General features: G+C 69.5%; 16 protein-coding genes and 3 pseudogenes. 10 read left to right on the top strand and 9 right to left on the bottom strand.

All coding sequences use genetic code 11. The features are described 5' to 3' along the window. A pseudogene (locus A5646_RS29480) lies at window positions 1-164 on the top strand (hypothetical protein); the annotation flags it as partial. A gap of 69 nt (window positions 165-233) precedes the next feature. On the opposite strand, the pseudogene A5646_RS15185 reads toward A5646_RS29480, so the two are convergent. From A5646_RS15185 to A5646_RS15170, 4 genes and pseudogenes are all read right to left on the bottom strand, one after another. Beyond that, window positions 234-1,241 (bottom strand): annotated as a pseudogene (locus A5646_RS15185) (phosphodiester glycosidase family protein); the annotation flags it as partial. Window positions 1,242-1,346: 105 nt separating this feature from the next. Further along, on the bottom strand, window positions 1,347-2,792 hold the full coding sequence (locus A5646_RS15180; RefSeq protein ID WP_067022385.1) for a YhgE/Pip domain-containing protein: 1,446 nt from the start codon (window positions 2,790-2,792) through the stop codon (window positions 1,347-1,349). A 58-nt stretch (window positions 2,793-2,850) separates the two neighbouring features. Then, a complete protein-coding gene (locus A5646_RS15175) occupies window positions 2,851-3,576 on the bottom strand; it encodes a pirin-like bicupin family protein (RefSeq protein WP_067022383.1) in 726 nt (241 codons plus the stop codon). Window positions 3,577-3,601: 25 nt separating this feature from the next. After that, on the bottom strand, window positions 3,602-4,426 hold the full coding sequence (locus tag A5646_RS15170) for a MarR family transcriptional regulator (protein WP_369806945.1): 825 nt from the start codon (window positions 4,424-4,426) through the stop codon (window positions 3,602-3,604). Between the two features lie 128 nt (window positions 4,427-4,554). Between A5646_RS15170 and A5646_RS15165 the strand changes: the two genes are divergently transcribed. After that, complete coding sequence (locus tag A5646_RS15165) at window positions 4,555-5,688, top strand: dihydrodipicolinate reductase (protein ID WP_082984754.1); 1,134 nt, start codon at window positions 4,555-4,557, stop codon at window positions 5,686-5,688. Window positions 5,689-5,741: 53 nt separating this feature from the next. On the opposite strand, the gene A5646_RS15160 is transcribed toward A5646_RS15165, so the two are convergent. Together A5646_RS15160 and A5646_RS15155 are read right to left on the bottom strand one after the other, a co-directional pair. Continuing rightward, window positions 5,742-7,151 (bottom strand): alpha/beta hydrolase domain-containing protein, encoded by a 1,410-nt coding sequence (locus tag A5646_RS15160; protein WP_067022377.1) that lies wholly within the window; start codon window positions 7,149-7,151, stop codon window positions 5,742-5,744. A 13-nt stretch (window positions 7,152-7,164) separates the two neighbouring features. Beyond that, window positions 7,165-8,299: pseudogene (locus tag A5646_RS15155) on the bottom strand (sigma-70 family RNA polymerase sigma factor). Here A5646_RS15155 and A5646_RS15150 point away from each other — a divergent pair. The 4 genes from A5646_RS15150 (at window position 8,292) to A5646_RS15135 (ending at window position 12,531) form a co-directional block, all read left to right on the top strand. Then, window positions 8,292-9,086, top strand: a complete 795-nt coding sequence (locus A5646_RS15150) for an alpha/beta hydrolase (protein WP_231997748.1) — start codon at window positions 8,292-8,294, stop codon at window positions 9,084-9,086. The pseudogene A5646_RS15155 and the gene A5646_RS15150 overlap by 8 nt on opposite strands. A 66-nt stretch (window positions 9,087-9,152) precedes the next feature. Further along, window positions 9,153-9,902: a DUF2786 domain-containing protein gene (locus A5646_RS15145; protein WP_066862489.1), complete on the top strand. Its 750-nt coding sequence runs from the start codon at window positions 9,153-9,155 to the stop codon at window positions 9,900-9,902. Further along, entirely contained in the window at window positions 9,899-10,411 is a 513-nt protein-coding gene (locus A5646_RS15140; RefSeq protein WP_066862492.1) for a TIGR04338 family metallohydrolase, read from the top strand. The genes A5646_RS15145 and A5646_RS15140 overlap by 4 nt, the downstream gene beginning before the upstream one ends. A 44-nt stretch (window positions 10,412-10,455) precedes the next feature. Beyond that, window positions 10,456-12,531 (top strand): beta-glucosidase, encoded by a 2,076-nt coding sequence (locus A5646_RS15135; RefSeq protein ID WP_067022387.1) that lies wholly within the window; start codon window positions 10,456-10,458, stop codon window positions 12,529-12,531. A 42-nt stretch (window positions 12,532-12,573) separates the two neighbouring features. On the opposite strand, the gene A5646_RS28150 is transcribed toward A5646_RS15135, so the two are convergent. After that, complete coding sequence (locus tag A5646_RS28150) at window positions 12,574-12,720, bottom strand: metallothionein (protein WP_067124138.1); 147 nt, start codon at window positions 12,718-12,720, stop codon at window positions 12,574-12,576. A 157-nt stretch (window positions 12,721-12,877) separates the two neighbouring features. Here A5646_RS28150 and A5646_RS15130 point away from each other — a divergent pair, with 157 nt between their 5' ends. Next, on the top strand, window positions 12,878-13,531 hold the full coding sequence (locus tag A5646_RS15130; RefSeq protein ID WP_067022375.1) for an O-methyltransferase: 654 nt from the start codon (window positions 12,878-12,880) through the stop codon (window positions 13,529-13,531). Between the two features lie 4 nt (window positions 13,532-13,535). On the opposite strand, the gene A5646_RS15125 is transcribed toward A5646_RS15130, so the two are convergent. After that, entirely contained in the window at window positions 13,536-14,519 is a 984-nt protein-coding gene (locus A5646_RS15125; RefSeq protein ID WP_067022373.1) for a nitronate monooxygenase, read from the bottom strand. A 162-nt stretch (window positions 14,520-14,681) separates the two neighbouring features. On the opposite strand from A5646_RS15125, the gene A5646_RS15120 reads away from it, so the two are divergent. Further along, complete coding sequence (locus tag A5646_RS15120; RefSeq protein ID WP_066862502.1) at window positions 14,682-15,122, top strand: SPW repeat protein; 441 nt, start codon at window positions 14,682-14,684, stop codon at window positions 15,120-15,122. A gap of 70 nt (window positions 15,123-15,192) precedes the next feature. On the opposite strand, the gene ilvD is transcribed toward A5646_RS15120, so the two are convergent. Then, window positions 15,193-16,905 carry a dihydroxy-acid dehydratase gene (ilvD, locus tag A5646_RS15115; RefSeq protein ID WP_067022371.1) on the bottom strand — a complete coding sequence of 571 codons (1,713 nt, stop codon included), beginning with the start codon at window positions 16,903-16,905 and terminating at the stop codon, window positions 15,193-15,195. 118 nt (window positions 16,906-17,023) lie between these two features. Here ilvD and A5646_RS15110 point away from each other — a divergent pair, with 118 nt between their 5' ends. Then, entirely contained in the window at window positions 17,024-17,314 is a 291-nt protein-coding gene (locus A5646_RS15110) for a metal-sensitive transcriptional regulator (protein WP_066862508.1), read from the top strand. A 134-nt stretch (window positions 17,315-17,448) separates the two neighbouring features. After that, complete coding sequence (locus A5646_RS15105) at window positions 17,449-18,681, top strand: MFS transporter (protein WP_066862511.1); 1,233 nt, start codon at window positions 17,449-17,451, stop codon at window positions 18,679-18,681. Window positions 18,682-18,886: the final 205 nt, after the last annotated feature.

Raw genomic sequence — 18,886 nt, 5'->3', positions numbered from 1 at the left:
ACGCGGTGCTGCTCGACGGCGGCGGCTCGTCGGCGATCGTGCTGCGCCGCGACACCGGGGGCATGTGGGCCGGCGCCGGATCACCGCGGGGATCATGCGACACCCGGCAAGTGCTCTGTGATTCACACGAGCGGGCGCTGCCCAGCTGGCTGGCGTTCAACTAGTAACGGGCGCTTCGGTTTTCGCCGCCGGCGGCCCGAAGCGGAAGATCAGCAGGCTGGTGGCGATCACCGCCGCGGTGATCCGGCGCCGGCCCACATGCCCCCGGTGTCGCGGCGCAGCACGATCGCCGACGAGCCGCCGCCGTCGAGCAGCACCGCGTTGTCACTGCCCAGCCCGCGGAACAGGTCCTGCATGTTGTCCGGGGTGTAGTTGCCGCCCTCGAAGATGTACATCTCGTCCTTTTGCCGGGCGTACGCCAACGCCGTTCGGGCCGCGCTGGGTCCGCCGTCGTGCAGCTGCCCGGTGTTGCCGGGCGCCAACAGCCCGATGCCCGAGACCGCGACGAACTTCTCGTTCTTGTTGAGCAGGTCGGCGACCACCGGGGTGGCGGCGTCGTAGTCGCTCTTTGTCCTGGGCCACACCACATATGGCGCACCACCGGACGGCAGGATCATCGTCGACAGCGCGCTCCAGCTTTCACCGCCACCGGACAGACCCTGCTTGCCGGGGTAGGCGACGGTGCCGGTGACCGCCTGGTTGGCGCGACCCTGGCCCTGCGTGTTGTCGACGAAGGCGCCCAGCGGTGAGCTGCAGCCGGTCTGACGCCACGAGCCGCCCTTCTGCCCGCGGACGTCGAAGAAGTTGGCGTTGATGGCGATGGTCGGCTGGCCCATGCGCTGCCACGCCTGCAGCGGTGCGTAGAGCTCGGAGGCCTGCCAGAGACCCTCGCCGGTGCGCGCCCCGGGGTTGTTCTCGCAGCGGGCCTGATCGCCGCGATGCGTGTCGACCAGCAGGTGCGGGGACAGGCGCCCCGCCGCGTTCTTGATGATCATCAGGTGCCCGCCGTTGTCCATCTCATACCAGCTGCCGCCGGCGTTGAGCATCGGCGCGGGATGGCCGGGGCCGAAGTTGTAGACCAGGTAGGAACCGCGGGTGCTGCCGATGGCATTGGCGAGCAGATCGCGCCCGTCGGCGGCGCGGGCGAGGGGCTGCCCGGAGGTGACGGCCAGGGTGAAACAGGCGACGAGGGCGGCGCACGACGCTGCCAGCCGGCGGAAGCTGGCGCGTCGGGTCAGCACGGTAGCCCTTTCCGCCCGGAACTAATGCAACATAAACATCATCAGCCCCATAAGTCACACTGTCAACAAAGGTCACGGTGGGGTGACGATAGGGCCACGCCCGAATTACGCTTGCTCGCTTGGACTTTCGTGATCGCCGGCGGTCGGCTGGGTAGCGGTGGTGGGCTCGGCGCCGGATGGCTCTGTAGCGATGGGCACGGCGGCCGCCGGTTCGGCGCGCTTGCCGCGGCGGGTCTGGTGCTTCGACTGGTGCTCCTGGGCGATGGCCAGTTCGACCGCGCCCGGGATCCGGTGAAAGCCCTTGCGGTCGTACAGGTAAGTGACGATGCCGCCGAGTAGCAGGCCGACGACGACGCCGATGGTCGTCATCGTCAACGCCTGCGTCAGCCCCGCATCGCCACGGCCGCCGAAGTAGAGCAGCGACCGGGCCCCGAGGAAGACCTGGTGCATCGGTTCGAATTCGGCCAGCCAGCGGAAGAAGGACGGCGTCGCCTCCAACGGCACCGTCGCGCCGGCCGACGGCAGCCCGAGGATCACGAAGATGAGCATGCTGACCAGCATTCCGGCCGTGCCCAGCACCGAGAGCAACGAACTGGACGTGATGCCCACCGCGGCGATCGCGAAGACGCCGAACGCCCAAAGCCGCCAGCCGTGATCGATGGGCATGCCGAGCCCGTCGGCGATCGCCAGGTACACCGCCGAGGTGAGCAGCCCGAGCAGCACCATCATGGCCCACTTCAGCAGCAACGTCTGGAATCTGGAGATCTTGACCTGCTCGGCGAACCGGTACACCGGCCCGAATTCGGCGGGCACGTAACCGAGCAGCGCGTCCACCAGCGTGCTCACCACGATGCTGCCGGTGAAACCGGCCAGCAACAGCAACAGCGCGTAATAGAAGGCCGACAGGCCGTTGCCGGTGCCGTTCGGCAGCGGGTTGTACACGTTCGACTGGATGTCGATGGGGGCACTCAGGCCCACCTGCGCCGCGCCGGCCAGCGGTGCGCCACCGGTCTGCGCGGCCACCTCCGCCATAACCCGTTGCCCGGCAATGCCGTTGGCCATCCCCATCGCCGTGCTGAGGGTCTGACCGGCGATGCTCGCGCCGAGCGTGCCGGCCCTCGGATTGGTGGAAACCGTGATCGACGGGCGGTCCGCGCGGGCCGGCGAGACCGCACTATCCGCGAAGTCGCGCAGCAACGACGAGAAGCTCGGCGGTATCAGCACCTGGCCGTAGACGCGGCCGGTGTCCATCTGGCGGCGGGCCTCGTCGCGGGAGAGCACGCGGACGTCGAACTTGTTCTTGTCCAACCCATTGACCAGCCGGTCGACGATCTGCGCGCCGCCGGGACCGGCGTCCTCGTTGACCACCGCGATGGGGAAATGACGCAGGTTGGTCGTCGGGTTCAAGATGCCACCGAGATACAGCGCGCACAACGCCGCCATCAGCGCCAGGGTGATGACCAGGGGAGCCGCCCAGAATCGCACGGTGCGGACCGCCTTGACGTTCCGGTTGGGGTTGGGCGCCGCGTGCTGCGGGTGCGAGTGAGGCATGCCGACTCCTGTTCTGTCGTGCCCACTTTATGGGCTGGCCCGCCGACCCTCTACGGCCTCAGTCGCCCAGCTTCGCGTGCATCTCCCAGATCAGCAGTTCCGCCGGCTCGCGCGCGGTGACGCGCCGGCCGTCGGCGTCGGTGACGCGCACCGCATCACCCTCGTCGACCGCCCCGATGCCCTCTATAACGGCCTGGCCCCGGGCCACGAAGAGGTGCAGGTAGGGGGCCCGCGGAAGGTCCACCGATGCCCCGGCCGGCAACCGCGTTCCGTGCAGCGCGGCGTTGCGGTTGTGCAGGGTGATCGCGGCGTCGTGCGCGGGCCTCCCCGAGGCGATCGTCACGAGATTGCCCGCCATCAGCTTGTCGTCGATCTCGTGCTGCTGGTAGCTCGGATCGACGCCGGCCTCATCCGGCACCACCCACATCTGCACGAAATGCACCGGCTCGCTGGGGGAGTCGTTGCGTTCGGAGTGCAGGATCCCGCTGCCGGCCGACATCCGTTGCGCCAAACCGGGATAGATCACGCCGCGATTGCCGGCGGAGTCGTGATGCGACAGCTCGCCGCGCAGCACCCAGGTCACGATCTCCATGTCCCGGTGCGGGTGGGTGTCGAATCCCGTTCCGGGCGAGACGATGTCGTCATTGTTCACCAGCAGCAGCCCGAAGTGGGTGTTGTCCGGATCGTAGTGGTCGCCGAAGGAGAAGGAGTGCCGCGAGGTCAGCCATCCGGTGGTGGTGACGGCCCGGCTCGCCGCGCTCCTGATCTCGGTGGTGGCTGACATGACCCCAGCCTAATCGTGGGCGGCGTCAGGTCACCGCGTCGGTGAGCAGACCTTGGGCCTGCCGAAGCGCTGCGTCGAGCTCCGGCATGGTCAACCCGATCGAGTGACCCAGGTGGATCTCGATCTGGTACTCGGGCTGGCCGTCGTGGGCGAATATCGGCAGGACGACGAATTCCGTTGTGGCGAGGTCTGTTTCGAGCGAGCGGGTGACCGACTGCAGGGTCACCATCGTCATCAGGGTGGTGAGCTGGCGGGTGACCTGGGCCGTGGGCTCCAGCGAGGCCAGCACGTCGGCCAGCCGAGTGTGCAGCGACCGGTGGGTGTCGTCGAACCGCCATGCGCCGTAGCCGCGGGCGCGGATATCGGCGAGCACCCGCTGGTGCTCGGCGATCTCGGTGCGGGTGAGCCGCGGCGTCACGCCGTGCAACCACGCTCGGACGGCGTCGTCGTCACGCCAGGCCATGGCCACCAGACCGAACGGCGGGTCGATGGGGAAGCGCTGCCCCACGGCGTGCTCACCGTCGGTGCCGTGGCCGACCGCGTCGACCGTGGTCAAATGCCGGGCACCGATTTTCGACATCGAACAGCCCGCGCCGAGCGTGTCGTGCAGGAAGCGCAGCGCGTCGCGCCCGCGGTCGAGCAGCGGGAATTGTCGCCGCAAGCCGTGGACCAGTCCGAACAGCCCGCTGCCCAGCACGTAGCGACGATCGCCCCGCCGGGACACCCAGGCCCTCCGTTCCAGCTCGGCCAGCACCAGCGCGCAGGTGGAAGTGCTGATCGCGCAGCTCTTCGCCAGCTCGGCCGAGGTCCGGCCGTGCGGTGAATTAGCCAGGGCGGCAAGGATATCCATCACCCGCGCGGTGGGCGGCGACTTGGCGCCCGAGTCGCCGCGGGTCGCGGCCATTGACGTATCCACCGCCACCTCCTTACGATCCGTCCAAAATGCCAGGATATAAGTCCTAATATTAGGAGATAGTCGTGTTCAAGGTGGGAGTTTGGGGGCCCGGTTCGATGGGCGTGATCGCCCTGCGCGGGGTGATCGACCATCCGGAGCTGCAACTGGTCGACCTCGTCGTGCACAGCGACGCGAAGGCCGGCCGCGATGCGGGAGAGCTGTGTGGCATCGCGCCGGTCGGGGTGCGGGCGACCCAGGATCCGGCCGCCCTGCTGGCGGGGGACGCCGACGCGGTGGTGTACGCGGCCGGCGCCAACCTGCGGCCGCTGGAGGCCGTCGCGGACATGGTGTCGATCCTGCGGGCGGGCAAGAACGTGGTGTCGTGTTCGGTGGTGCCGCTGGTCTTTCCGGACGGGCTTGACGCCGCCTTCACCGCTCCGCTGCGGCAAGCCGCCCTCGACGGCGGCGTTTCGTTCTTCACCACAGGTATCGACTCCGGCTTCGCCAATGACGTTCTGCCGCTGGTCCTTACGGGAGTCTCCCGGGTGATCGAGTCGGTGCGTGTCACCGAGATGTTCAACTATGCCACCTATCCGGACAGGGCCGCCGTCTACGAGATCCTGGGTTTCGGCCAGCCGCCGGAATATCAGGCGTTCGCGGCGCAGCCGGGAATGTTCACCTTCGGCTGGGGGCCGGTGCTGCACCAGCTGGCGGCCGGGCTGGGCGTCAAGATCGACGACATCGTGGAGAGCAACGAGCGCGTGCCGTCCCCCGAATCCTTCGACACGCCCACCGGTCACATCGCGGCCGGGACCATCGCCGCGATGCGCTCGACGCTCACCGGGTACGTCGACGGGAAGCCGACGTTCGTGCTCGACCACGTGACCCGCATGCGTGACGACATCGCCCCGGACTGGCCGCAGCCGCACATCTCGATCCCGCCGAAGGACCTCGGCTACGGGCAGGCGTCCGGACGCGGCCTGTACCGGGTGGAGATCGAGGGCTCCCCGAGCATGCGGTGCGAGTTCGAGATGGCCGAGGACGCCGACCATGACCTGGGTGCCCGCATCGCCGGCGCGTCGCGGATGGTCAACGCCATCCCCGCGGTGTGCGCGGCTCCGCCCGGGCTGCTGTCCGCGCTGGATTTGCCGCTGATCACCGGCGCCGGACTGCTGCGCCCGGTGCCGGGTCCGCCGCCGGACAGCCGGTTGTTCTAGCCCGGCGACGGTGAGCGCCGGAACGGCGCGAGTGAGGAGCCGGGCGATCTTACCTAGCCCGGCTCGCCGGGATACGTCGCGGCGGCGAGCTGCAGAATCTCGGCGCGATCGGCCGCCAGGATGAACCCGGAGCCGATCGCCGCGTCGAGGGCCGCGGTGAAGCTATCCAGATACTGCGCGCGCCCACCCGGGTAGAGCCGCCGAATCGTGTTGGCGTCGAAGGGTTCCCCGGAGCCGAAGATCGCCGACATGATGCTCTCCTGGCCGCCCAGACCCGACGTCCTGGCGGTCGGCACGTCCACCCACGGGGTCCTGATGCCACCGCGGGCCAGGCCGTTGCCGTCCAGAACCGGTTGCGGCCCGGCGCTTTCCCGAACCTCGAGCGGATCGGCGTGGGGGGCCGGCTCGCCGGTGGCGACCCAGGCGTTCAGCGCCGCGAGCGCCGCCTGCACCACGTAGTGATGCTGGGGGCCGAAGTTGATGTAGTGCGCGAGTTGCTGGCCCATCAACACGTCGGTCGGCGCGTAGCCGGCCACGATCGCCTCCAGCGGTGCCGAGCCGCTGTCGATGAACGCCACCTGAATCGTGTAGTTGTCGGCGTGGGCGGCCCCGGCGATCTCCCAGACCCGCAGCCGTTCGTTGTCCGGCTGCCTGGCGAAGTAGTAGCCGTCGCGTGGGCCGCCGAAGACGTCGGTCTCGGTGATGACCGCGAGCAACGGAACGCGCAGGTCCGGACGGAACGGGACCGCCTGCCGTGCAACGGATTCGGCGAAGATCGAGCCGCCGTCCAGGGGTGCGGCCGGGCCGAACCGGGAGTGCACCAGGAAGCCGTCGTAGCCGGGGGTCAGCGGGTCGACGGCGTTGATGTAGGTGGTGAGGAACATCGCGGATTGCGATTCGCCCACCGCGATCACGCGCCGGGCGGGCAGGCCGCGCAGGACGGCGCCGTGTTCACCGCTTCTGAGCAGTCCGCCGACCTGGGCGAAGATGTCGTAGGCGAACGCGTCGCCGGGGTGCTGCAGGTCCGCGTATCGTTGCGGGTCCTGGCTTTTCAGCGACATGTCAGCACCCAGCATGTTGTCGCCGCCCTCGACTCCCACCCGCTGGGCCGACACCGCGACGTAGGCGTAACCGCCGCGGATGATTTCGCGGTGCGCCATCATCCACACCGCGGCGGCGTCGATGCCACCGCTGACGTTGAGCCACTCGACGAGGACCGTCCCGTTGAACCGGGCCGAATCGGTCGGCGTCAGCGCCACGATGCGGGTCGTGTAATCGGCGGAGCCCGAGGGGGTTACGTCCCATCGGCCGTCGGGGGCCGGTTCACCTGCCGGGGCGTAGCAGGACGCCGTGGCGCAGACGAAGAACTCCTCGACGGTGTAGCCCACGTCGGCGAGGTCGAAAGCGCTCAGCAGCAGCGCCGGCTTTCCGGGGATGGGCGTCACCTGGGTGGCGTTCGTCATCGCGGCGGTCCTGTCAGCTCTGGCCCGCGGACAGCGAAGCGGGCAGCCCGAATTTCGCGAACAAGGCGTCGTCGAGGAACGCCACCACGTGGGATACCTTCCCGCCCTGCACATCCAGCACGTGCAGCTGGAACGGGACGTGGACGTCGCCGGCGCGCATGTACATAGCCGCGGCAAGCTGGCCGTTGGCGACCAGCGGCAGCATGCGCATGTCCCCGCTGCCCTCCGCCGGGCACTGCTGGTGGATGAGGGTGACGATGGCCCGCGGCCCCTGGTACCAGCCGGTGTACGGCGGCATCTCCCAGACGGCCTCCGCGGTGAACAGCTCGACCAGCCGATCGATGTCATAGGTCTCGAACGCCGCGATGTAGCGCGCCAGCAGGTCCTGGGCTTCGGGCGAATCCGGTTGCACCAGTGGGTCTTCGGCGCTGGGCCCGACGGCCTCCAGCTGGGACCGGGCCCGCTGCAGCAGGCTGTTGACGGCGGTTGTGGTGGTGCCGACCGCCTCGGCCACCTCGGCCGAGCGCCAGCCCAGCACGTCACGCAGCAGCAGCACCGCCCGCTGCCGGGGTGGAAGGTGTTGCAGCGCAGCGACAAACGCCAGCCGTACCGACTCGCGCGACCCGACCACGACCGACGGGTCGGCCGGATGCTCGGTCAGCGACGGCAGCGGCTCCAGCCACGGCACCTCACGGCGCTCCACCAGCTCGGCGGTCGGGTCCGAGCTGGGCGCGCCCAACCCGACCGGCAACGGCCTGCGCTGGCGTCCCTCCAGCGCGCTCAGACAGGTGTTGGTGGCGATGCGATGCAGCCAGGTCCGGATCGAGGACTTGCCTTCGAAACGGTCGTACGCCTTCCAGGCCCGCAGCAAGGTCTCTTGCACCAGGTCCTCCGCGTCGTGCAGCGACCCGGTCATGCGGTAGCAGTGGGTCAGCAGTTCGCGCCGGTACGGTTCGGCGTGCGCCGAGAAATCTGCGTTGGCCACCGGGTCACCTTCAGAGTTCTGCGCGAGAAGGCTCATCCGCATGAGCCTACGCAGTGTCGGGGCGCGCGGCCCACATCAGCAGCCATTACGCTGCCCGTAATGACTAGGACCCCCGAGTGAACCGCAGCGAACGCAGTTTCGACGGGTACGGCGGCGTGCGCATCGTCTACGACGTCTGGACGCCCGAGACCGCACCGCGCGCGGTCCTGGTGCTCTCACACGGTCTCGGGGAGTACGCCCGCCGCTACGACCACGTCGCGAAGCGCTTCGGCGAGGCGGGCCTGGTCACCTACGCGCTGGACCATCGTGGGCACGGCCGCTCGGGCGGTAAGCGAGTGCTGGTGCGTGACATCCACGAGTACACCGCCGACTTCGACACCCTGGTCGGTATCGCCACCCGGGAACACCACGGGCTCAAGTGCATCGTGCTGGGGCACAGCATGGGCGGCGGAATCGTGTTCGCCTATGGCGTCGAACGCCCGGACAACTACGACCTGATGGTGCTGTCGGGTCCCGCGGTGGCGGCCCAGGATCAGGTGTCGCCGCTGCTCGGGCTGGCCGCCAAAGTGCTCGGCGCCGTCGTGCCCGGACTGCCGGCCCAAGAACTCGACGTCGACGCCATCTCCCGGGACCCCGCGGTGGTGGCCGCCTACAAAGAGGACCCGCTGGTGTACCACGGCAAGGTGCCGGCCGGCATCGGCCGCGCGCTGCTGCTGGTCGGCGAGACGATGCCGCAGCGGGCGCCGGCCCTGACGGCGCCGCTGCTGGTGGTGCACGGGGAACAGGACCGGTTGGTCGCCGTCGCCGGCAGCCGTCGCCTGGTGGAGTGCGTGGGATCTGCTGACGTGGAGCTGAAAATCTATCCGGGGCTCTACCACGAGGTTTTCAACGAGCCCGAGCGCGAGCAGGTGCTCGACGATGTGGTCTCCTGGATCACCGCTCGGCTGTGAGGCGGGGCGTGTCAGCCGGCTCCCGTACTTTGGCGACAGAGCCAAGCGATGGGGAGGAGCGTCGCCGTGAGTGACGACAAAATGCTGTCGCGCATTGCCGCGCTGCTGCGTCAGGCCGAAGGCACCGACAACAGCCACGAAGCCGATGCGTTCATGTCCGCCGCGCAGCGGCTCGCGACGGCCGCGTCCATCGACCTGGCGGTGGCACGCTCGCATTCGGCCCAGCGGTCGGCGGCGCAGGCGCCGACGCAGCGCACGATCACCATCGGGGCGGCGGGCACCAAGGGGCTACGCACCTACGTGCAGCTGTTCGTGCTGATCGCCGCGGCCAACGACGTGCGCTGTGACGTGGCCTCGAATTCGACGTTCGTGTACGCCTACGGGTTCGTCGAGGACATCGACGCCAGCCACGCCCTGTACGCCAGCCTGGTGGTGCAGATGGTCCGTGCCTCGGACGCCTACCTGGCCTCGGGTGCGCATCGTCCCACGCCGACGATCACCGCCCGACTCAACTTCCAGCTGGCCTTCGGGGCGCGGGTCGGCCAGCGGCTCACCGAGGCCCGCGACCAGGCCCGCCAGGAAGCCACCAAGGATCGCCGCCGGTCGCCGGGCACCGCCATTGCCTTGCGGGACAAGGAAGTCGAGCTGGTGGACTACTACCGCGGCGCGTCGAAGGCGCGGGGCACCTGGCAGGCCAGCCGGGCGTCGGCGGGGTATTCGTCGGCGGCGCGACGCGCGGGCGACCGGGCGGGCAAGCGAGCGCGGCTCGGCAACAGCCCCGAACTGCCCGGGGCGCGGAGCGCGCTGAGCGGGTGAGCGCGGGGAAGCCCCCACCGCGGGATTCTCAACGCTCCAAGGTTTATGCGGCTGAGGAGTTCGTCCGGACGCTGTTCGACCGTGCCGCCCAGCATGGCACCCCGGTGGTGGAGTTCTTCGGCACGCAATTGACGCTGCCGCCGGAGGGGCGTTTCGGCTCGGTGGAGTCCGCGCAGCGCTATGTGGACGACGTGCTGGGGCTGGCGGCGGTGCGGCAACGGTGGCCGGGTGTGTCGCCGCTGCGGGTCCGTGCGCGACGGGCCGCCACCGCCGCGCACTACGAAAACCGTGACGGCACAGGCGTTATCGCGGTGCCCGATCGTGACACCGCCGACTGGGCGCTGCGCGAGCTGGTGATGCTGCACGAAGTGGCGCATCATTTGTGCCAGGCCGAGCCGCCGCACGGCCCCGAGTTCGTGGCGACGATCTGTGAGTTGACGGAGCTGGTGATGGGACCGGAACTGGGGCACGTGCTGCGCGTCGTCTACGCCAAAGAGGGCGTGCGGTGAGCCGGCCCGATCCCGACGCGCGGGCGCGCGAGGTCGAAGCCCGGATGACCGACGACGAGCGGTTCGCGCTGCTGGTCTCGGTGATGGGGGCCGGCGACATGTGGCCGGTGCGTGACGAGCGCATCCCCGCTAACGCGCCGATGTGCGCGGGATACGTGCCCGGCGTTCCCCGCCTCGGGGTGCCCGCGTTGCTGATGAGCGATGCCGGGCTGGGCGTCACCAATCCCGGCTATCGCCCGGGTGACACGGCCACCGCGCTGCCCGCCGGACTGGCGCTGGCCGCGGCCTTCGACCCGCCGCTGGCCCGGGCCGCCGGCGACGTGATCGGCAGCGAAGCCCGCAGCCGCGGGTTCAACGTGCAACTGGCCGGCGCGATGAACCTGGCCCGCGACCCGCGCAACGGCCGCAACTTCGAATACCTTTCCGAGGACCCGCTGTTGACCGCCACCATCGCCGCCGAGTCGATCCGCGGCATCCAGCAACACGGCGTCATCTCGACGGTCAAGCATTACTCGCTGAACTGCAACGAAACCAATCGGCACTTCCTGAACGCCGTCATCGACCCCGACGCACACCGCGAATCCGACCTGCTGGCTTTCGAATTGACGATCGAGCGCGCACAGCCCGGCGCCGTGATGACCGCCTACAACAAGGTCAACGGTGACTACGCCGCGGCCAACTCCGCCTTGATCAACGACGTGCTCAAGGGCGCCTGGGCGTACCGGGGTTGGGTCATGTCCGATTGGGGCGCCACGCCCAGCTGGGAGTGCGCCCTGGCCGGTCTGGACCAGGAGTGCGGGGCCCAGATCGACGCGCTGCTGTGGCAGGCCGAGTCCTTCGGTGCGCCGCTGCGCGACGCCTACGCCGACGGCAGGCTGCCCAGGCAACGCCTGTCGGACATGGTCCGCCGGATCCTGCGATCCATGTTCGCCGTCGGAGCCGAGCGCACCGATACGGCCCCGGCGCCGGATCTGGCCGCGCACAACGAGGTTGCGCTGCGCATAGCGCGCCAGGGAACGGTGCTGCTGACCAACCGCGGGCTGTTGCCGGTGGCGGCCGAGTCGAACGCGCGCATCGCCGTCATCGGCGGGTTTGCGCACCTGGGTGTGCCGGCCGGCTACGGTTCGAGCACCGTCGTCCCGGCGGGCGGTTACGCGGGCGTGGTGCCCATCGGCGGCCCGGGCCTGGAGGCCGCGCTGCGCAACCTGTACCTGTTGCCGTCGAGCCCGCTGGAAGAATTGCGAAAGCGGCTGCCGCACGCGCAGATAGAGTTCGATCCCGGCATCAGCCGCGCCGAGGCGGTGCGCGCGGCGGCGGCGGCCGACATCGCCATCGTATTCGCCGTGCGCGCCGAGGGCGAAGGGTTCGACATCGCCGACCTCTCGCTGCCGTGGGGCCAGGACGAGCTGATCACGGCGGTGTCGGCCGCCAACCCCAACACCGTGGTGGTTCTGCAGACCGGCAATCCGGCTGACATGCCGTGGCGGGGCTCGGTGAATGCCATTGTGCAAGCATGGTTTCCGGGCCAGGCCGGCGCTCGTGCCATCGCGGAGATCCTGAGCGGCAAGGTGAATCCCTCGGGCCGGCTGCCGATCACCTTCCCGGCCGATCTGGCCCAGACGCCGCGCCCGCAGTTGCCCGGCGCGGGGGAACCGTGGGGGACGCCGACCACGATCGACTACTTCGAAGGGGCCGACGTCGGCTACCGCTGGTTTGCCCGGTGTGGCCACGACCCGATGTTCGCTTTCGGTCATGGCTTGTCCTACACCAGGTTTGACTACCGTGACCTGGTGATCGGTGGCGAACAGACCGTCAGCGCCAGTTTCAGCGTCGTCAACGTCGGCGACCGTGCCGGGGCGGATGTACCGCAGCTCTACCTGACGGCCGCGGCCGGAAAGCCGTGTCTACGGCTGCTGGGGTTTGAGCGCGTCGAGCTCGAGCCGGGTGCAACGCGGCGGGTGACCCTCGAGGCGGATCCGCGCCTGCTCGCCCGCTATGACGGCGGCGTCGGGCGCTGGCGGATCGACCCGGGCTCCTACGCGGTGGCGGTGGGTGCGTCGGCGATCGCGATGTGCCTGCACGCCACGGTCGAGCTGACCGGCCGTACGTTCGGGCGATGAGTGTCGCGGGCTGACGCCCGAACGCACGACCGGCCCGACGGATTACTTGACGGGGGTCAACGCGTCGCCGCACGTGCAGCGGTACGGCTCACCCGAACCCGAGCAGTGGCAGGGGACCTCGATGCGGACGCGACAGCCGCAGCCTTCGTGACCGCACGTCAACTCGGTGCCGGCCTCGTATGTTGCCATTTAACTCACCCTTTTCTCGTTGTGGTGACACTTGCGGTGCGGGTCGACCGCACCCTCACTATATACCCCCCATGGGTATACGCAAGGAGTCGCGACCGGGGCGATACCGCCCCGCCGCTCGATGCCGTCGTCGGCGGCCGCGGCTAGCGTGGGCGCCATGACCGAGAAACCAACCCCCAAAGACGTCGACGCATTCTTGGACAGCACGGTGGTGGACGACGATCCGTCCTTGACCGCGGCCCTGGAGGCCAGCAGCGCCGCCGGCTTGCCGCCGATCGCGGTGTCGGTGCAGCAGGGAAAGTTCTTGAGCCTGCTCGCCGGTGCCGTCGGTGCCCGCAACATCCTCGAGCTCGGGACGCTGGGCGGTTTCAGCACCATCTGGCTGGCGCGCGGCGCCGGCCCGCAAGGGCGGGTGGTGACGCTCGAATACGAGCCCAAGCACGCCGAGGTGGCGCGCGCCAACCTGGACCGGGCCGGTCTCGCCGACCGGGTGGAGGTGATCGTCGGAGCCGCACTGGACACGCTGCCGACGGTGACCGGCCCCTTCGACCTGATCTTCATCGACGCCGACAAAGAGAACTACCCCGCCTACCTCGATTGGGCGGTGCGGCTGGCCCGTCCTGGCGCGATCATCGTGGCAGACAACGTGATTCGGCAGGGCCAGATCCTCGACCCGGAGTCCAACGCTCAAGCGCAGGCGGTGCGCCAAACCCTGCAGGCGATGGGTGAGGATCCGCGGCTGGACACGGCCGTGCTCCAGACGGTGGGCGCCAAGCACTGGGACGGCTTCGCGTTCGCCGTGGTGCGGTAGGGCGTCAGCGGGGGTCCAGGTCGGCCACGGCCTGCCCGGCGGAGGTGAGTTCGCCTATCCGCAAGGCGGTTTCGCCGGCGTACAGGGCGGCGCTGTCCAGCCAGGAATCGGGCACGCCGGCCACCGGTGCCAGCGGCGTGAAAAACGGCAGCGCCGGTGACTGCAGCCGCATCAACGGCCCGGCGTCGAAATAGCCCAGCGCCGACAGCGGTCGGCTGATCGCGTTCAGGGCGGCGGGCAGCCGCCTGGCCTGCCCGTCCTCGCCGCACCAGCGGCGGGTGGCAGCGTTGGGCACGACGCGGTGGCGCAACGGCCAGCTCAGGCCGAACAGGTTGGTTTCGATAGTCCTGTCCGCCTGCAGGATTCGTCGCTGGTACGCGCGGTTCGCGTTGGCCTCGTGTGTCAGCAGGAAGCGGGTGCCGGCTATGACGCCGCTGGCGCCGGCGGCCAGCGCGGCGCGCGTGTCGGCGGCGGTGGCGATGCCACCGGCCACGAACACCGGGCGCGTCCCCGCCGCGCGCAGGGCGGGCGGCACGAACTCCAGAGCCGGCATGGTCCCGACGAGATGGCCCCCAGCCTCGCGCCCCTGCGCGATCAAACCATCGGCGCCACAGGCGATCGCGGCCCGGGCCGCCGCTTCGGTGCCCACCATCACGAACACGAAGATCCCCGCCTCACGCAGGTGCTCGACGAGCCCCCGCTTTTCGCCGAACGCCACCACGACCGCGTCCACCCGGGCGTCGACACAGACCGCGACGTGCCGGCGATGGACGAAGGGCACCAGCAGGTTCACGGCGACGGCGCGGCCCGGGGCCCGTTCTCGCACTTCATCTATCGAAGCCCGTAGCCGGCGTGGCGTGTCGATGCCCAGCGTGCCGAGTGCGCCCGCCGCGGCGACGGCGCCCGCCAGTGCCGCGCCCGCCAGCCCGCCACCCATGCCGGCTTGGCCGATCGGCACATCGAGGCGAAGCCGGTCCGCGATGTCCATGCCTCAAGACGCTACGCGGGTCGCCGAAATCGCCCCACCTCCCGGGCTTGCCGGGGCGTCAATTTTCGTTGCTGGTCCACGGCGCGCGGGCGTAATCTGGACGGCAGATGGATGGGTGCGGCAACGCTCAAAAGGCTTGTCGCATAACAGAAAGGTCACAAAATGAGTACAGTCCATTCATCAATCGATCACCACCCCGATTTGTTGGCTCTTCGCGCGCGCTACGAGCGCGTTGCCGAGTCCATGAGCGCGCATGTCACGTTCGGGCTGGTCCTGTTGACGGGCCTGTACGTGGCGGCGTCGCCGTGGATCATCGGATTCAACGGGACGGGATCGCTTGCCACGTCCGACCTTATCGTCGGGATTGCGGTGGCGTTCTTGGCCTACGGGTTCGCGACGACGCTCGATCGTGCACACGGCATGACCTGGACGCTACCGGTGTTGGGCGTGTGGGTCATCGTGTCGACGTGGATCCTGCCGGGCGTCACGCTGACCTCCGGCATGACGTGGTCGAATGTCGTTGCGGGGGCGCTGTTGACGTTCCTGGGGCTCAACGCGACCTACTTCGGCATGCGCACCCGCGCGGCGGGCACGCACGCGTAGCCTCGAACTCGGTTCAGCAGCAAGGCAATTCGCCGGTCCCGGGCCGGCTCGGTGCGGCCCGGGGCGGCGATCAGCCGCAGACCGCGCCGATCGCGGCCGAGCTGACCAGCTTCACGTACTTGGCCAGCACCCCGGTCTTGTAGCGCGGCTCCGGCGGGGTGAAATCCCTGCGGCGGGCCTCGAATTCGGCCGGATCGGTCAGGACGTCGAGGACATGGTTCGCCACGTCCAGGCGGATCCGGTCGCCGTCCCGCAAGAAGGCGATCGGCCCGGCGTCGACCGCCTCGGGCGCGATGTGGCCGACGCACAGGCCGGTGGTCCCGCCGGAGAACCGGCCGTCGGTCAGCAGCAGCACGTCTTTGCCCAGGCCGGCGCCCTTGATGGCGCCGGTGATGGCCAGCATCTCGCGCATGCCGGGGCCGCCCTTGGGGCCTTCGTAGCGGATCACCACGGCGTCACCCTTGGTGATGGTGCCGTCCTCCAGCGCGTCCAGCGCGGCCCGTTCGCCGTCGAAAACCCTTGCGGTGCCCTCGAACACGTCGGAATCGAAACCGGCCGACTTGACCACCGCGCCCTCGGGCGCCAGCGATCCGCGCAGGATGGTGATGCCGCCGGTCGGGTGGATCGGGTCGCTCAGCGCGCGCAGCACCTTGCCGTCCGGGTCGGGCGGGGCGATCTCGGCCAGGTTCTCGGCCACGGTCGCGCCGGTCACCGTCAGGCAGTCGCCGCGCAGCAGCCCGGCGTCCAGCAGCGCCTTCATCACCACCGGCACGCCGCCGATGTGGTCGACGTGCGACATCACGTGGCGGCCGAACGGTTTGACGTCGGCCAGGTGCGGCACCTTCGACCCGATCCGGCTGAAATCGTCCAGCGACAGTTCGACGTCGGCCTCGTGGGCGATGGCCAGCAGGTGCAGCACCGCGTTGGTCGAGCCGCCGAACGCCATCACCACCGCGATCGCGTTCTCGAACGCCTCCTTGGTCAGGATGTCGCGGGCGGTGATGCCGCGCCGCAGCAATTCGACGACGGCCGCACCGCTGCGCCGGGCGAACCCGTCGCGGCGGCGGTCGGTCGCCGGCGGCGCCGCGCTGCCCGGCAGGGACATCCCGAGCGCCTCGGCGGCGCTGGCCATCGTGTTGGCCGTGTACATGCCGCCGCACGCGCCCTCGCCGGGACAGATCGCCCGCTCGATGGCGTCGACGTCCTCACGCGGCATCAGGCCCCGGGCGCACGCACCCACCGCCTCGAACGCGTCGATGATGGTGACCTCGCGCTCGGTGCCGTCGGACAGCTTGGCGACGCCGGGCAGGATCGAGCCGGCGTAGAGGAACACCGAGGCCAGGTCCAGCCGTGCGGCGGCCATCAGCATCCCGGGCAGCGACTTGTCGCAACCGGCCAGCAGCACCGAGCCGTCCAGGCGCTCGGCCTGCATGACCGTCTCGACGCTGTCGGCGATCACCTCGCGCGACACCAGGGAGAAGTGCATGCCCTCGTGGCCCATCGAGATGCCGTCGGACACCGAGATGGTGCCGAACTCAAGGGGATACCCGCCGGCCGAGAACACGCCCTCCTTGACGGCCTTAGCGAGCCGGTCCAGGGAGAGGTTGCACGGGGTGATCTCGTTCCACGACGACGCGACCCCGATCTGCGGTTTCGCGAAGTCCTCGTCTCCCATGCCTACGGCCCGCAGCATGCCCCGGGCGGCGGCCTTTTCCAGGCCGTCGGTGACGTCACGACTACGCGGCTTGATGTCGGCGGTGGTGGCCGGATCGGTGGTGGGCATTGTTCAAGTATGCGCTGGCCAGTCGCGATGCCCATTTCCGGGGTGATACCCCGCTGGGGTATAAGCTGGAGTCCGGCGTGATGCCGCCGACGGGCGGCCGAGTGAGCAGGGGTGGCAGATGACCGACGAGCACGGGTACTCGCAGCAGAAGGACAACTACGCCAAACGGCTGCGGCGGATCGAGGGCCAGGTCCGTGGCATCGCCCGGATGATCGAGGAGGACAAGTACTGCATCGACGTCCTCACCCAGGTCAGCGCCGTCAACAGCGCCCTGCGCTCGGTCGCCCTGAATTTGCTGGACGAGCACCTGAACCACTGCGTCACCCGCGCCGTCGCCGAAGGCGGCGAGGACGCCCAGGCCAAGCTCGACGAGGCCTCCGCCGCGATTGCGCGGCTGGTTCGTTCCTGATCGGTGACGCAGTTGAGACCTGCGTATCGGCCCTGATTCAGGGGGAGGCGTAGTTGCGGTCCGTACGGTAAGGCAGTGTGATCGCATTAGGCGCGACAACCCAGGAAGTGGGTAGTCCGGCCGATACAGACGCCATGACTGCCGAAATTAATGCTGCCGCGCGAACGTGGACCCCACGGATCGCGGCTCAGTTGGCTGTGCTGGCGGCCGCGGCGTTCACCTACGTCACCGCCGAGATCCTGCCGGTGGGCGCGCTGCCGGCCATCGCCCGCGACCTGCACGTCAGCCTGTTCGCGGTGGGCACGCTGCTGACCTGGTATGCCTTCGTGGCGGCGCTGACGACGTTTCCGCTGGTGCGCTGGACCGCGCATTGGCCCCGGCGTCGTGCGCTCATGCTCAGCCTGAGCTGCCTGACCGCCTCACAGGTCATCTCGGCGCTGGCGCCCAGTTTCGCGGTGCTGGCCGCCGGGCGGGTGCTCTGCGCGATCACCCACGGCCTGCTGTGGGCGGTCATCGCACCGATCGCCACCCGGCTGGTGCCGCCCAGCCACGCCGGGCGCGCCACCATGTCGATCTACGTCGGCACCAGCCTGGCGCTGGTGGTGGGCAGCCCGCTGACCGCGGCACTGAGCCTGATGTGGGGCTGGCGCCTGGCCGTCGTGTGCGTCACCGTCGCGGCCGCCGCCGTCACGGTCGCCGCCCGCCTGATGCTGCCGGAGATGGTGCTCACCTCCGACCAGCTCGCCCACGTGGGTCCGCGGTCGCGACACCACCGCAACCCGCGGCTGATCCTGGTCAGCGTGTTGGCGATGATCGCCGTCACCGGCCATTTCGTCTCCTACACCTACATCGTCGAGGTCATCCGCAACGTGCTCGGGGTGCGCGGGCCGAACCTCGCCTTCGTGCTGGCCGCCTACGGGCTGGCCGGCCTGCTGTCGCTGCCGCTGGTGGCCCGGCCGCTGGACCACCGGCCCAAGAGCGCGATCATCCTGTGCATCACGGGGTTGACGGCGGCCTTCGTGGCGCTGACCGCCCTGGCGATCGGTGGCCGGACCGGCGTGGCCACCGCGCTGATCGGGACCGCCGCCATCGTGCTGTGGGGGGCGATGGCCACCGCGGTCTCGCCGATGATGCAATCCGCCGCGATGCGCAACGGGGCCGACGACCCCGACGGCGCGTCGGGGCTCTACGTCACCGCGTTCCAGGTCGGCATCATGGCCGGCTCGCTGGCCGGTGGCCTGCTCTTCGAACGCAGCGTCACGATGATGCTGACCGCGTCGGCGGCCCTGATGGCCGTCGCCCTGGCCGGCATCGTGGCCAACCGGCGGATGCTGGATGTTGCTCCGACAAGCTCACCCGATTCATAGCCGCCCAGCTCAACCACGCAATCAGCGCTGCTTGCGGGCCCGGTTCAGCCGCGGCTGACGGTAGCTGGCGCATGCCCTATGCCACACTGTGTCGAGAACACGAGTGGAGGTATGCGTATGTCGGGCAGGACGAGGGACAGGACCGGAAAGGGCCTCTTCGCCGCTCTGAACACCGCCGGCTTGGCGTCCGTCGTGGGCTTGGCGC

It is taken from the genome of Mycobacterium sp. 1245499.0 (assembly GCF_001673615.1).
Lineage (GTDB): Bacteria > Actinomycetota > Actinomycetes > Mycobacteriales > Mycobacteriaceae > Mycobacterium > Mycobacterium europaeum_A.
This window is presented reverse-complemented; position numbering and strand designations above follow the sequence as displayed.